Genomic DNA, 13,037 nt, shown 5'->3' on the forward strand with positions numbered 1-13,037 from the left:
AATAGTCCGGGGCAAGGCCACAATCTTCAGCCCAACCCAAATCCCTGTGGGAGCGAGCCTGCTCGCGAAGAGGCCAGATCAGATACATCCACATTGAATGACACACCGCTTTCGCGAGCAGGCTCGCTCCCACAATGGTCCGGGGCAAGGTCACAATCTTCAGCGCAACCAAAATCCCTGTGGGAGCGGGCTTGCCCGCGAAGGCGTCGGCACATTCAACATCGTCCTTGCCTGACCCACCGCTTTCGCGAGCAAGCTCGCTCCCACAGGGAATGCAGGTGAATCAGAAGGCTTCAACCCATCTGAATTTTTCCGCCAATCTGCCCCCTAAATTCTGAGCGGTCGATACACGTCCGCCGATGCAAGGAGGTCAGCATGCATGTCGGATAACCAAACGCCTTCGCCGCGCAACACAGAGGAATCCACCCAAACACTATTGAGCCGCTTGCTCATGGCACGCGGGCCTGGCGGTCAGGAAGACGAAGTTCGGACGATCTGCCTGGAAGAACTGCGGCGCCATTGCGACGAGGTCTGGACCGATCGGGCCGGCAATGTCATCGGCCTGCTCAAGGGCCGCGAACCCGATCCGGACGGCGAGCACGCTGTGCGCATCATGGGCCACATGGATGAGATCGCCATGCTGGTCAAACGCGTCGAGCCGGACGGTACGTTGCGGGTGGTTGCCCTCGGCGGTGCGAACCCGGTGAATTTCGGTGTCTGTCCGGTGGATATTCTCGGCGATGCGCAAACCCTGCCCGGCGTGCTCTCATTCGGCTCGATGCACGCCACCACAGGTTCGCCGCAGGGCCAGGATGTGATGAGCGGCGCGGTGGAGTGGAAAGACGTGCACATCATCACCCGCCACGACCCGCAAACCTTGCAAGACATGGGCGTGCGTCCCGGCACCCGCGTCGTGCTCAGCCAGCACTGGCGTAAGCCGTTCCGGGTCGGCGATGCCACCGCTGCGCATTTTCTCGATGACCGCGCGCCCGTCGTCGCCATGCTCCAGGCCGCCGAGCAACTCAAGCACAGCACTACCGAATTGCGGCACGACACCTACTTCGTCTTCACCACCCTCGAGGAAGAAAGCAACGCCGGTGCGATGTATGCCGCTGCGCACCTGCCCGGTGACACCACGATTGCCGTGGAGGTCGGCCCAGTGATGAGCGAATACGCAACGCGATTGGGCGTCGACCCGATCATCGATACCGGCGACCAGAAAGGCTATTACTCGCGCGGCGTGGTCATGGCTTTGGCCGACGCCGCCAAGCGTTGCGGCTTCGATCCACAGTTCGCGCTGCTGGTGGATTTCGCTTCCGACGCCAGTGCGGTGATGAGTTCAGGCATCAGCGCCCAGGCCGGCTGCATCGCGATCCCGACCGAAAATACCCATGGTTTCGAACTGGTAGTCGACGGCGCAATTGAAGCCTGCGCACAGACGTTGGTCGAATATTTGAAAGGCTTGCAGAATGAGGTATCGACCTGACTCGCAGTCCAATAAAAAGGGAGGCCCATTGCAGGCCTCCCTTGTTTTTCACCGTCAAGAAGTACCCAACCCCTGCGACAGATCCGAAGAAGACGGCCGCGCCGGATCAGGCCTGGTTTCAACCTCGGTCTGTTCAGTGGTCCGAGTCACCGTGTCACGCACGGCCTCGTAACCTTCCTGAGCTTTTTGCTTGGCCTTGTCGACCATACCAGCGCTGGTACGGCCCATGTAGCGCTGCTCAGTTGAAGTGGTCGGCAACGCCGCGCCGAGTAATGCACCGAGCGCAACCCCAGCGGCAGCCACCATCAGCGGTTGCTCCTTGAGCAGGTGGCTGAATTGCTGACCAAGCACTTGCGAATTACGCGACAGTCGATCACTGGCGTCATGCATCGCATGGCTGAGGTTTTCCTTCGCTGCACCAACGTTTTCACCGAGGTGGCTGGCCTTGCCTTTCAGCGCCTCATAGCCGCCCTTCAGCGAGTCTGTAGTCGAGTGCAAATGCGCACGGGCGGTGTCGATGCCGTCGGCCAAACCGTCGGCCCACTCGCCGGCCTTGTCCTGATCCGGCCCGCTGCGATAGGTCGGTTGCGGCACTGGCGGGCGATTCTGGCTCATCATCAGCCAGAGCAGCCCCACGGAAGTCAGCACCGCTGGCACCGGGTTATTGCGCACGCTGGTGCCGAGATTGGTGAAGAACGTCGAGCCGTTGCTCTGCATCATTCCCCAAGCCTGATCGATCATTTGCCCGGGAGTGAATTTGCTCTCCAGTTGATCGACGATGTTGCCGATGCTCGCGCGTTGCGCATCGATTTCGCGCTCGATCTGCTCCGGGCTTTTTTCCGCTTCGATATCCAGTTCGCTTTTCATGAGACTTTCCTCCGCAGCGCTTCCTGATCCTTGTTCAAGGCGTCGAGGGTGCGATCAGGTTTGAAGTGAGATGGCTCGAATTGCTTCTTCCCGGATTGCAGCATGGCGAAGCCAATGATCATCACCACCACGCCGACGATCAGCGCGGCCAGCCACGGCGCCATGAACATGCTCAGGCCGTACACCGCCGACATCAGCAGAATGATGAAGCCAGCAAGAAACACAATCGCACCACCGGCCACCGCACCGATGCCAGCCTTCAGCGTGCTGAGGCTGTTGTGCAGTTCGGCTTTGGCCAGTGCCAGTTCCTTGGTGAACAACGCTGGAACTTCACGGGACAGTTGCCGCAACAGGCCGACCACCGAAGCGTCATCCGTTTGACCGAGGGGCCTTGCTCCGCTCAGATCAGATTCATCTCTGTTCATCACAGTTCTCCTTTGGCGTCGGGTGCGTGCGGTACGGAAGCCGCGGCGAAATCAGAGGGGTGATCGCTGTCACTGGGCGAGGTCGGGGTGATGCCGGTGGCCAGTCCCGGATTGGCGTGGGCCGATGACGGCACTGACGATTCATAGGGTCGCTGCGCACCGTAATCGGCTGGCGGTGGCGTCGAAGTCGTGCCCGCCGCCGGATCATGTTCGGCGCTGACTGTCGCTGCTGCGGCCGTGCCGGCTTTGAGAAACCGCGACAGGCCGAAACCGATGGCGATGCTGCCAGCGATGAACAGGCCCGGATTGCTGCGCGCCAGATCGGCTGCATCGTGCAGCAACTGCTCGGCACTCTTGCCGCGCAAGTTGCCCGCCAGCCCGGTCATGGAATCCGCCATATCCGTCAGGTAGTCGGACATGCCCAGCGTGTCCTTGTCCTGCAACTCAGAGACGAAGCTCTTTGCCCCTTGGGCCAATGCTTCTATCTGTTCGGCCGCAGTGTCGCGGTACTGTCCGAATTGCGCGTCGGCCTGTTGCCGCGCACCGCCAAGTGCTTCATTGACGTCGTCCTTCAAATGTTCAAAACCCTGTCCAGGCTTGCTGTTCGGATCACCTGATTCAAAGCCTGCCCTGCTGTCTTGAGTATTCATGTGGCCCCTCGCGTTCTGACTTGAAAACGGAAAAACGGGACTACACGGCAACATTGCCTCGAGCCCCCACATAGAAGATGACGGAGCAGCTTGCGCGAGAGTTCAAAGAGGTTGATGAGCGTGCCGTGTCAGGTCTGGATCAGCGACGAAAGGTTGCGCTTGGCACGATTGCGTTGAGCTTCTGCGCCTGACTGCGGTCAAGACAAGGCACAAGCATTTATCTGCAACACGACGCTGAAACCCGCAACAACGCCGATAGATGGCAGAATCCCCACACCCTGATCACTTCGGAGACCGCAATGCTTCGCCTGTTTGAAGAAAGGCTCGACCCCTTCCCGCCCGACGAGGCGCCGCCACCGCCAGTCGGCCTGATGCGCTTCTTGTGGGCCTGCACCCGGGGGGCGCGCGGTTACATCCTGGCCTTCGCTCTGCTCAGCGCCAGCGTGTCGATCTACGAGGCGTGGCTGTTTTCTTTCCTTGGGCAAGTGGTGGATCTGCTCTCGACCTGGCAATCCGGCGGCGCCGCCGGTGATGAGGAAAGCCGCGTGTTGTGGGGCATCGGCATTGTGCTGGTTGTCAGCATCGGCCTGGTGGCGCTGCGCACGATGGTCCAGCACCAGATCCTCGCGATCAATCTGCCGCTGCGCCTGCGCTGGGACTTTCACCGGTTGATGCTGCGGCAAAGTCTGTCGTTCTTCTCCGATGAGTTTTCCGGCCGGGTCACGACCAAGGTCATGCAGACTGCGTTGTCGGTGCGCGAGGTGCTGTTCACCCTGATCGAAATCCTCCCCGGCATCGGCGTTTACTTCATCGCGATCATTGCGCTGGCCGGTGGCTTTGCGCTGAAGCTGATGCTGCCGTTTCTGGCGTGGATCGTTCTGTTCGGGCTGGCGATGGTGTATTTCGTGCCGCGTCTGGGCAAAGTCGGCCAGGAACAGGCCGATGCACGCTCGTCGATGACCGGGCGGATTGCCGACGCCTACACCAACATCACCACGGTCAAACTGTTCTCGCACTCCAAGCGTGAAGCGCACTTTGCCCGCGCGGCGATGGAAGATTTCAAGCTCACCGGATTCCGCCAGATGCGGCTGGTCAGCCAGTTCGAAATCGTCAATCAGGCGCTGGTGGTGGCTTTGATTCTCGGCGCCGGCGGTTATGCATTGTGGCTGTGGCATCAGGGCGAAGTCGGCACCGGCGCCGTCGCGGCGATCACCGCCATGGCGCTGCGCATCAATGGCATGTCGCACTGGATCATGTGGCAGATGACGTCGCTGTTCGAGAACATCGGCACCGTGCAGGACGGCATGGCCACCCTGACCAGCGGCCCAAAAGTCCAGGACGCGCCGGATGCCAAAGTGCTGGAGCCGGCCGGCGGCGAAGTGATTTTCGACAATGTCAGCTTCAACTACAACGGCGAACGCCAAGTGCTCGACGGCTTGACCCTGCACATTCGCCCCGGCGAAAAAATCGGCCTGGTCGGCCGCTCCGGTGCAGGCAAGTCGACGCTGATCAACCTGCTGCTGCGCTTCTATGACGTTGATCGCGGCGAGATCCGCATCGATGGGCAGAACATCGCCGAGGTCACCCAGGACAGCCTGCGCAGCGTGATCGGCATGGTCACCCAGGACACGTCGCTGTTGCACCGTTCGATCCGCGACAACATCGCCTACGGTCGCCCGGACGCCACCGACGAAGACATCCATCGCGCGGCAGTGAACGCCCAGGCCGATGGTTTCATCAGCCAGTTGAGCGACAAGCAGGGCCACAGCGGTTACGACACGCTGGTCGGCGAACGCGGCATCAAGCTCTCCGGCGGGCAGCGCCAACGCATCGCCATCGCCCGGGTTATGCTGAAGAACGCACCGATCCTGCTGCTCGACGAAGCTACCAGCGCACTGGATTCCGAGGTTGAAGTCGCGATTCAGGAAAGCCTCGATGAAATGATGCAGGGCAAAACCGTGATCGCCATCGCCCACCGCTTGTCGACCATTGCAGCGATGGACCGGCTGATCGTCATGGACGAAGGCCGCATCATCGAACAAGGCACCCACGCGCAATTGCTCGAGAAGAACGGCACCTATGCGCGGCTGTGGCAACACCAGAGCGGCGGGTTCCTCGGTGAGGATCGGGGTTTGGTTGAAGTGATGGAGGAGTGATCAGGATGGAGGGCCGGGGCCGGCCCTCCATCGATTGGCCTAGATGGTGACGGGGCTTTCGGCATCAACCGGAAGCTTTACGCGAAACACGGTTCCGCCCTTCAGGTCAGAGCTGACCTCGATCGACCCGGCATGCGAGGCGACGATTTCCGAAGCGATAAACAGGCCCAGACCGAGGCCAGCGACGGGCCCGTGATCAACTACGGAGCGCTGCGAGAAGCGCCCCATAGGATTGAAGATGAACGGCAATACATCCTCCGGGATCGGTTCGCCGCCGTTATGTACGGTGAACACCGCGCAATCCTCGCGGACCTGCAACTCGACCGTTACCGGAAAATTATTGTCGCCGTGGGTCACCGCATTGCTGATGATGTTGGAAAACACCTGTTCCATCCTGGCGCCATCGAACGCTCCCATCACCGCTTCCGTCGCATCGAACCGCACGTTGGCCTGCGGATGAAAGGCGCGGATTTCCTCGATCACCCGCTCGCACACAGGGCTGAGATCGATCAAGGATTTTTTCACCGGAATCCCCGGCCCCATCTGGCAACGCGTCAGATCCAGCAGGTCGCCCACGATCTGGCTGGCGCGCTGCACGCTGGCGTAGATCTGCCTGGCCACTTTGCCGGTGCGCGGGTCGGTGGCTTCGGTACGACGCAACATATCCGCACCGAGCAGAATCGCCCCCAGCGGCGTGCGCAAGTCATGGCCGAGAATCCCCAGAAACACGTTGCGCGACGCCTCGACGGCGCGCGAGTAGCTGGCAATCGACTCGGCCAGCGCCTGGTCGATGGCTTCGTGGAAGCGCGTCATGTCGTCGACATTCAGTGATTTGCCATCCTTGACCTGACGCAGCCATTGGGTCAGCACACTGGTGCGCAGCGCGCGGTATTCCGACACCATCTGATCGATGGTAAAACCGGCCATCAGCCGCGTCACCGCGTGGGTTTCCGCAGCTGTTTCTTCATCGTCGCGCGGCGCTTGGCCCTGGGCTTTGGCGATTTGTTCGCTCATGGTCTGCTTGGTCCGCAGATCGATCACGATGGCGCGCAACATCTGCTCGGCGTGATCGCGCAGCGCGACGTTATCGAGTTCCGCACCAGGTGTCTCAATGGTGCGGGCGAAATCTTCCCAGGCCTGCAGGATCGGCTCTAGGTTTTCGAGAATGAAATCTGGCAGGCGCATGGCTGTGGTCCTAAAGGCAATCCATCAACGCTATGAGGCGAACCGGCGCAGACAGCTAAAAAAGCAAACTCAGGAGTACAGAAGGTACGGCTGACGTTATGCAGCCTACCATCAAAGCGCTGGGCTAACGCGGAAGGAAAATCCAGGGCTGAAGTGTCGCGGACCTCACCTACTCCGCGGCCCAGACCGGCCGCTCACCTAATCGCTCAGCCAGCCTGACGAGATAACCGTCCGGATCCTGCACAATGAATTCCCGCTGCCCTGTTTCAACACTTTCTGCGCGATACCAGGTGTCCTGGCAGTTTCGAAAGAGTGGAAAACCAGCTTGTTCGAGTCGTTCGAGGACAGGTGCGACCGCGACTACATCTATTTGCAGGTTGATGCCGCGCCCAAAAGGCTTGCTCAGAGGCGCGGTGAGCCACTGGCCGGCCTGCGGATCGAACTGCTCCAGCATCACTTGCGCGCCGTTCAGATCGAGGTAGGCGAAACCGTCTTCAAGGCGTTGATAGGCGACTTTGAAGCCCAGACAGTTCACCCAGAACGCCAAGCTCTTCGACAGCTCGGTGACCATCAGTTCAGGAACCAGTTTGTTTCGTTCAAGCATGGCGATAAATCCGTTTCAGAAGCTTATGCAGCGAGGGTTGTTTCACTCCAGGCATCGTTTGGGCGTGAGTCGAGGTTGCTCGGCATTCTGCACCTCAGCACTCACATCCGTCTGTTTACGGCTGCTGAACTCGATCGGATAAGGCCCGGTCTGCGCCAGAGCTGCCTGCACACGGCTGACAAAGGCCGCGTCGTCCAGGGTGTAGAAAACCCACACCTGACGCTTTCCGCCGGTGACCGTGCACCCCCACTTTGCGAACCCATCCGCCGTTACGGCCGCCTTAATCAGGCGGTCTACCTGCATCATCCGCGCGGATTCCTTTGAACTCGGCAGGAAGCGATCCGACACGTATTTCCAGCTGATGCGAGCCTTGTAAGGAAATGCCCGGGTATCCTTGAGATTCAGGTCGGAAGGCATGCGAAAACTCGCTGGCATTGGGTCGTCAGGAAAATCAGACGGTTGGAAATCGCTGTCGCCTGGCACGGCCACTTGCCGTTGCGGATTGTCAGCAGGATCATCACTGAGCAGTATTCTGAGCGCTTCAGCTTGGCGCTCTTTCCGCTCGCTCATGCATTTGGCGTAGGCCGTTGTATGCGCTGGACCGGCATCCAGACAAGGATCGCGTTCCACCGGTCTTGGAGAATGGGAGCGCGTGCAGCCGGTCGTGATCAGGCTTGCCAGCAGCAATAGAACAACGGCTGGCCAGATTTCAGGGCGCAGGGAAGCGTGGGGAGTGACTTTCAAGTGGCCTTCCTTGGATGAGCAGCAATACGAGACATATGGAAAACGGCGCATTTTGCCTGCCACCCCTGCCCCATGAACAGGCCAGAGAGGAATTAAAGTGGCAATTCATCACAAGCAGTGCTCGACCAGCCACAGCCGCTTGTGACGAACAGCCACATACTCCCTCAGATGCCTACGCTGGAACCGTTGCCCGGTACGCCAAAATCGCCACCCGGAAAAGCACCACCCTCAATGTGGTAGACCTTCGGTTCTGCGGAAAAATAATCCTCCAGCCCCAGCATGAAGCGCTGATGGTCGTCACTCTCTTCAAACCCCGGCGAATGATCCTCAAGCGATTGCCAGCGCACGATCAAATTGAACTGCTCGGGGATTTCAATACCTTGCGCCAGCAAGTGGCCGCCGTATCCCTTGGCGCGGGTGAGCAACGGTTCGACTTCGGCAAATGCCCGTCGAAAGGCTTCAGTCTGTTGCGGGTGAACGGGCAGGACTGCGATTTCATAAACCATGATGTTTCTCCAAAATCAGTGAGCGGATTCAGACGATGAGCGAAGGCTCGACGGCGATGGCGATTTTTCCCAGCAGACCGTTGTTGGCGCTCTCCAGTCGAGCGTGGGCGAGCGGGATGTCGGCGAGGGAATAGACCGCGCCAACGTGGGGCCGCAACTGGCCGCGCTCGACCAACGCGCTCAATTCATCGAGCTTGCCGCGATTCTGCCGGGTGAAAACGAAGTGGTAGCTGGCGTTCTTGCCCCAGGCCTGGACGAGGTTTTGTGGCTGCGCGATGTCGACGATCGAGACCACGCGGCCAAGCTGGGCGAGCGCGTCAGCACTGCGAGACAGGGTATCGCCGCCGATGGTATCGAACACCACATCAACGCCATGCCCGGCGGTTTCGCGCATGATCGCTTCGACGTAGTCCTCTTGGGTGTAATCGATCACCACGTCAGCGCCCAGGCTGCGGATGAAATCGGCGTTGGCCTCGCGCACGGTCGTAAAGACCCTGGCGCCCATGGCTTTGGCCACCTGAATCGCCACATGACCGACACCGCCCGCGCCGCCGTGAATCAGAATGCTTTCGCCTACGCGCAGCACGGCGCGAACGGTCAGCGCTTCCCAAACCGTACCGCCGACCAGACTCAGACTGGCCGCTTCGAGGTGGCTCAGTGACGCAGGCTTTCTGGCGATGATGCTTTCGGCTGCGACGTGGTACTCGGCATAACTGCCCTGCCCGTCGAATATCTGCGGGGTGTACCAGACTTCGTCGCCCGGCGCGAAAGCGCTGACGCCCGGGCCGACGGCTTCAACCACGCCCGACACGTCGTGACCGGTAATGGCCGGCAGCGGCACCAGATCGGGATAGTCACCGCGCCGAACCTGATAATCCAGCGGATTGATGGAAGTAGCGTGCACTCGGACCAGCACTTGACCCGCTTGCGGAACCGGTTTTGGAACGTCGCTGAGTTCGAACGAATCAGGACCGCCGAAGGATTTCAAAATCATCGCTTTCATGGCAAAACCTCGTATCGATAAAGAGGGATATCGAGAATTCTCGATATCCTAAAGTAAAAAAATTTACAGCTCTTTCCCTATGATCTCTGCAAGCGCGCTGATAGCAGCCTCATTGCGTTTGTAGTAGGTCCATTGACCGATGCGTCGCACTTCAACCAGCCCCACCCGCAGCAACGTGGCCAGGTAACTCGACACCGTCGACTGCGACAAGCCGATACCTTCCTGGATGCTGCTGACGCAGACACCCTCGACGAGAACGTCACCCTCATCCTGCGGGGGGAAGTTCTTGACGGGATCCTTCAGGCCTTCAAGGATCTTGAGGCGCGTCGGGTTCGAGAGGGCTTTGAAGATTTCGATCAGTTCCATGCGCCGAGGATATCGAGATTTTGCGATATGTCAATGCGCGATATTAATCTGATCGGCAGTCGGCGACAGGCGGCAACGGGATCCGATTTGCCACCCTGCCGTGCGGCTCAGCCTTGGGGCGCATCCAGCAACACCCACAACCGCACGATTTTCCCCGCTTTGATTTCTGCCACGTCGACGCCACTGACGACTACCGGCCCAGCGCTCGGGCCCGCATGCCAGCGCAGGTAACCCAAGCCATGATGCCCAACCGCCGGCCCCTCGGGAACAAAAGCGAAGTCCACCCCGAACTGATCCAGCAACGCACCGGCCACCTCTGAAATCGCCGCTCGCCCGGTGACGATGCCAGTCGGTTCGTACATCGTCGGTGTGCCTGCAAAAAGCTCATGCACCGCCGCAATGCGCTTCTGTGCATCGCGCTCGTTGAACACGCGCTGCAGGTTGGCCCGCAGCAAGGCGTCGTAGTTTTCCACCTCATTGATATTTCGCGAATCTGAGCCAGACATTTTTGAATCCTCGATTGGTATGTGAAGCCCGGTTGCCCGGGCTCAGCGGTCAACCATGTTTGACCAGGTTCAAGGCTGGCAGCGGTCCGCCCGGAAACTGCGCAAGCATTCCCTGCTGCACACCGCCCAGGTCGATGCCGTAAAAACCCAGTTGAGTAATCAGCTCTGCAACTTTGGTTTTGCTCGCGGCATCTTCACCGGAATAAAACAGCACCCGCTTGCCGCCCTCGGCGGAGGGATCGCTCAGCAGAGCCGCGAGCAAATGGTTGAAGGCCTTGACCACGTGCGCACCGGGCAGCATCTGCGCCACCACTTGCGAAGACGGCTGGCCGCCCAGATCGAACGGTTTGAACAGTGGCGCCTCGATCGGGTTGTTGGCGTCGATCACGATACGTCCATCCCAAGGCCCGAGATCGCGTACCGCGTCGGGGATCTTCGACCAGTTCACCGCCAGAAAAACAATGTCCGCCTGACTGGCTTGCTGAGCGGTCACCGCTTGTGCGAGTGGACCCAATTCGTCGACCAAACCGGCAAGGCTCTGCGGCCCACGGCTGTTGGCCAGGCTGACCGGCAGGCCTGCGTTGACGAGCAACCGAGCGATGGCGGTGCCGATGGAGCCTGTACCAATGATGCTGATAGTCATGATGCTCTCCTTACGCTGTGAAGCCGCCGTCGACGATTAATTCTGCACCGGTGACAAACCCGGCGTCCGCACTGGCCAGGTACGCCACCGCACTGGCGACATCCTTGCCCTCTCCGTACCGCCCCATGGCGATGTTCGGGCGTAGGAAGTCCGCAATAGGCCCGTCGGCCGGGTTCATGTCGCTGTCGGTCGGGCCGGGATGGACGGTGTTCACAGTGATGCCGCGCGGCCCCAGATCGCGCACCAGTCCACGACTGAAACCGGTCAGCGCACCTTTGCTCAGGGTGTAGACGGAGGCGGTAGCGAACGCCGCGTATTGCACCATCGAGCTGCCGATGTGAATGATGCGGCCGCCCTGCCCCATGTGTTTGAGCGCTTGCTGAGTGGCGACGAAGACGCCGGTCACGTTCACCGCAAGGATGCGTTGAAAGTCCTCGAAGGCGATGTCCTCCGGGGCGCCAAGCAGGCTGATACCAGCGTTGTTGACCAGAATGTCGATCTTGCCAAAACGCTGTGCAACCTCGGCAATCGCTGCACGTACAGCCTCGGGATTGCCCGCATCGGCCGCCAGCGCCACAGCCAGGCCGCCCGCCGCAACGATTTCCTGCACGACCGCTTCGGCGCGATCTGGCGATGCGTTGTAGGTGATAGCGACGGTGGCGCCATCTGCCGCGAGCCGCTTGGCGATTGCTGCGCCGATGCTGCGTGAGCCTCCGGTCACGATGGCGATTTTGCCGGTCAGTGGAAGCGTAGAAGTGTTCATGGTCGAGCCTCTGGGTGGTTGGAGTTGATGAGGCTATGAGACGCCTTTTGATCTTCCACCAGTAGTGGAAGCCTACTAGAATCACTTTCAATCATTCGTTGAAGGTGCGCAGATGGAAACCTTAGGCAATTTGCTCTCATTCGTGCGCAGCGCCGAGGCGGGAAGCTTCTCTGCCGCCGCGCGGCGCCTGGGCCTGACTCCCGCGGCGGTCAGTCGCAATGTCGCGCAACTGGAGGCCAACCTCGGCGTACGCTTGTTTCAGCGCAGCACGCGCAAACTCACGCTGACCGAAGCGGGAGAACGCTTTCTGGCCAACGTCGGTTCGGGACTGGAAAGTGTTCAAGCGGCGATTGCCGACGTGGCCGGCAATGCCGGAGAGCCTTCAGGGCTTTTGCGTCTGAGCGCAGCACCCGGTTTCGCCAGGGATTTTCTGTTGCCGCTGATGCCCGAGTTTCTCAAGCAATACCCCGCCGTGACCCCTGAATGGCACGTCGACAATCGCCAGGTCGATCTCATCGCGGACGGGTTTGATGCGGCTATCGGCGGCGGCATCGAACTCGCGCAAGGTGTCGTGGCCAGGGCCATCGCGCCGGCGCATCTGATTCTGGTGGCATCGAGGGAATACCTCTCGGCACACCAGCGCATCCGGCACATCGAAGAGCTGGCGACGCTGAATCATCTGGCCATGCGCTCGGTGCAGACCGGCAAGGTGCGCAGTTGGATGCTGCAAGGCCCCGACGGGCAACGGGCACCGCTGGAGTTGGCGCCGCGCCTTTTGGTCAACGATCCGCAAGCACTGTGTCAGTGCGCGCGCTTGGGATTGGGGGTTGCGCTGTTGGCGGTTCCGGACGTGCTGCCTTATCTGCAGGACGGCACGCTGGAGCGGGTTTTGCCGGGTTGGCATGTCGATGCGGGGCAGATTTATTTGTACTTTTCCAGCCAGAAACTGTTACCGGCCAAAACCCGGGCTTTTGTTGATTTTCTGGTCGGTCAGGCTCGGGAGGATGGTTGGGCCGCTCTCCTCGATGCTCGGGCTTAAAAGCAAGTTATACGACCTCTGAAACTCAACCAGCATCACGCCTACGCGGTCTTTCAAGCCTTTCTAGCTTGCCGCGTCTGCTCGATTACGGTAC

Annotated in this window: 15 protein-coding genes; 3 read left to right on the forward strand and 12 right to left on the reverse strand. The window is 60.2% G+C overall.

Annotated elements, in window-relative coordinates:
* Positions 1-379 precede the first annotated feature (379 nt).
* Complete coding sequence (locus D8U70_RS25675) at positions 380-1,486, forward strand: M28 family peptidase (RefSeq protein WP_073475170.1); 1,107 nt, start codon at positions 380-382, stop codon at positions 1,484-1,486.
* A 54-nt stretch (positions 1,487-1,540) separates the two neighbouring features.
* Here D8U70_RS25675 and D8U70_RS25680 read toward each other — a convergent pair whose 3' ends face one another.
* From D8U70_RS25680 to D8U70_RS25690, 3 genes are read right to left on the reverse strand one after another with little or no spacing between them, the layout of a single operon-like run.
* Positions 1,541-2,353, reverse strand: a complete 813-nt coding sequence (locus tag D8U70_RS25680; RefSeq protein WP_130930057.1) for a DUF3618 domain-containing protein — start codon at positions 2,351-2,353, stop codon at positions 1,541-1,543.
* The gene (locus tag D8U70_RS25685; RefSeq protein ID WP_065617081.1) at positions 2,350-2,778 is read right to left on the reverse strand and encodes a phage holin family protein; all 429 of its coding nucleotides are present in this window, start codon (positions 2,776-2,778) and stop codon (positions 2,350-2,352) included. Before D8U70_RS25685 ends, D8U70_RS25680 begins: the two co-directional genes overlap by 4 nt.
* The gene (locus D8U70_RS25690) at positions 2,778-3,428 is read right to left on the reverse strand and encodes a hypothetical protein (protein WP_110645784.1); all 651 of its coding nucleotides are present in this window, start codon (positions 3,426-3,428) and stop codon (positions 2,778-2,780) included. Before D8U70_RS25690 ends, D8U70_RS25685 begins: the two co-directional genes overlap by 1 nt.
* A 299-nt stretch (positions 3,429-3,727) precedes the next feature.
* On the opposite strand from D8U70_RS25690, the gene D8U70_RS25695 reads away from it, so the two are divergent.
* Positions 3,728-5,584: an ABC transporter ATP-binding protein gene (locus D8U70_RS25695; RefSeq protein ID WP_130930058.1), complete on the forward strand. Its 1,857-nt coding sequence runs from the start codon at positions 3,728-3,730 to the stop codon at positions 5,582-5,584.
* A 39-nt stretch (positions 5,585-5,623) separates the two neighbouring features.
* On the opposite strand, the gene D8U70_RS25700 is transcribed toward D8U70_RS25695, so the two are convergent.
* The 9 genes from D8U70_RS25700 to D8U70_RS25740 form a co-directional block, all read right to left on the reverse strand.
* Positions 5,624-6,769, reverse strand: a complete 1,146-nt coding sequence (locus D8U70_RS25700) for a sensor histidine kinase (protein ID WP_130930059.1) — start codon at positions 6,767-6,769, stop codon at positions 5,624-5,626.
* A gap of 169 nt (positions 6,770-6,938) precedes the next feature.
* Positions 6,939-7,373: a VOC family protein gene (locus D8U70_RS25705; protein ID WP_071171910.1), complete on the reverse strand. Its 435-nt coding sequence runs from the start codon at positions 7,371-7,373 to the stop codon at positions 6,939-6,941.
* Between the two features lie 42 nt (positions 7,374-7,415).
* Entirely contained in the window at positions 7,416-8,117 is a 702-nt protein-coding gene (locus D8U70_RS25710; protein WP_071171909.1) for a DUF695 domain-containing protein, read from the reverse strand.
* 164 nt (positions 8,118-8,281) lie between these two features.
* On the reverse strand, positions 8,282-8,623 hold the full coding sequence (locus D8U70_RS25715; RefSeq protein WP_071171908.1) for an antibiotic biosynthesis monooxygenase: 342 nt from the start codon (positions 8,621-8,623) through the stop codon (positions 8,282-8,284).
* 28 nt (positions 8,624-8,651) lie between these two features.
* Positions 8,652-9,626, reverse strand: coding sequence for a zinc-dependent alcohol dehydrogenase family protein (locus D8U70_RS25720; protein ID WP_122708195.1), 975 nt, complete (start codon positions 9,624-9,626; stop codon positions 8,652-8,654).
* Positions 9,627-9,689: 63 nt separating this feature from the next.
* Positions 9,690-9,992 (reverse strand): metalloregulator ArsR/SmtB family transcription factor, encoded by a 303-nt coding sequence (locus tag D8U70_RS25725; RefSeq protein ID WP_130930060.1) that lies wholly within the window; start codon positions 9,990-9,992, stop codon positions 9,690-9,692.
* 107 nt (positions 9,993-10,099) lie between these two features.
* Complete coding sequence (locus D8U70_RS25730) at positions 10,100-10,498, reverse strand: nuclear transport factor 2 family protein (protein ID WP_130930061.1); 399 nt, start codon at positions 10,496-10,498, stop codon at positions 10,100-10,102.
* 49 nt (positions 10,499-10,547) lie between these two features.
* On the reverse strand, positions 10,548-11,144 hold the full coding sequence (locus D8U70_RS25735; protein ID WP_205884329.1) for an NADPH-dependent F420 reductase: 597 nt from the start codon (positions 11,142-11,144) through the stop codon (positions 10,548-10,550).
* Between the two features lie 7 nt (positions 11,145-11,151).
* Positions 11,152-11,904: a 3-oxoacyl-ACP reductase family protein gene (locus D8U70_RS25740; RefSeq protein WP_073475182.1), complete on the reverse strand. Its 753-nt coding sequence runs from the start codon at positions 11,902-11,904 to the stop codon at positions 11,152-11,154.
* Between the two features lie 112 nt (positions 11,905-12,016).
* Between D8U70_RS25740 and D8U70_RS25745 the strand changes: the two genes are divergently transcribed.
* Positions 12,017-12,943 (forward strand): LysR family transcriptional regulator, encoded by a 927-nt coding sequence (locus D8U70_RS25745; RefSeq protein WP_130930062.1) that lies wholly within the window; start codon positions 12,017-12,019, stop codon positions 12,941-12,943.
* Positions 12,944-13,037 lie beyond the last annotated feature (94 nt).

Source organism: Pseudomonas sp. Sample_20 (assembly GCF_004307585.1).
Lineage (GTDB): Bacteria > Pseudomonadota > Gammaproteobacteria > Pseudomonadales > Pseudomonadaceae > Aquipseudomonas > Aquipseudomonas atacamensis.

Excerpts from the sequence above, each read along its gene's own strand:
- D8U70_RS25685 (WP_065617081.1), bottom strand. The coding sequence starts at position 2,778 with ATGAACAGAGATGAATCTGATCTGAGCGGAGCAAGGCCCCTCGGTCAA.
- D8U70_RS25745 (WP_130930062.1), top strand. The coding sequence starts at position 12,017 with ATGGAAACCTTAGGCAATTTGCTCTCATTCGTGCGCAGCGCCGAGGCG.
- D8U70_RS25675 (WP_073475170.1), top strand. The coding sequence starts at position 380 with ATGTCGGATAACCAAACGCCTTCGCCGCGCAACACAGAGGAATCCACC.
- D8U70_RS25700 (WP_130930059.1), bottom strand. The coding sequence starts at position 6,769 with ATGCGCCTGCCAGATTTCATTCTCGAAAACCTAGAGCCGATCCTGCAG.
- D8U70_RS25720 (WP_122708195.1), bottom strand. The coding sequence starts at position 9,626 with ATGAAAGCGATGATTTTGAAATCCTTCGGCGGTCCTGATTCGTTCGAA.
- D8U70_RS25695 (WP_130930058.1), top strand. The coding sequence starts at position 3,728 with ATGCTTCGCCTGTTTGAAGAAAGGCTCGACCCCTTCCCGCCCGACGAG.
- D8U70_RS25690 (WP_110645784.1), bottom strand. The coding sequence starts at position 3,428 with ATGAATACTCAAGACAGCAGGGCAGGCTTTGAATCAGGTGATCCGAAC.
- D8U70_RS25680 (WP_130930057.1), bottom strand. The coding sequence starts at position 2,353 with ATGAAAAGCGAACTGGATATCGAAGCGGAAAAAAGCCCGGAGCAGATC.
- D8U70_RS25715 (WP_071171908.1), bottom strand. The coding sequence starts at position 8,623 with ATGGTTTATGAAATCGCAGTCCTGCCCGTTCACCCGCAACAGACTGAA.
- D8U70_RS25740 (WP_073475182.1), bottom strand. The coding sequence starts at position 11,904 with ATGAACACTTCTACGCTTCCACTGACCGGCAAAATCGCCATCGTGACC.
- D8U70_RS25705 (WP_071171910.1), bottom strand. The coding sequence starts at position 7,373 with ATGCTTGAACGAAACAAACTGGTTCCTGAACTGATGGTCACCGAGCTG.
- D8U70_RS25725 (WP_130930060.1), bottom strand. The coding sequence starts at position 9,992 with ATGGAACTGATCGAAATCTTCAAAGCCCTCTCGAACCCGACGCGCCTC.
- D8U70_RS25730 (WP_130930061.1), bottom strand. The coding sequence starts at position 10,498 with ATGTCTGGCTCAGATTCGCGAAATATCAATGAGGTGGAAAACTACGAC.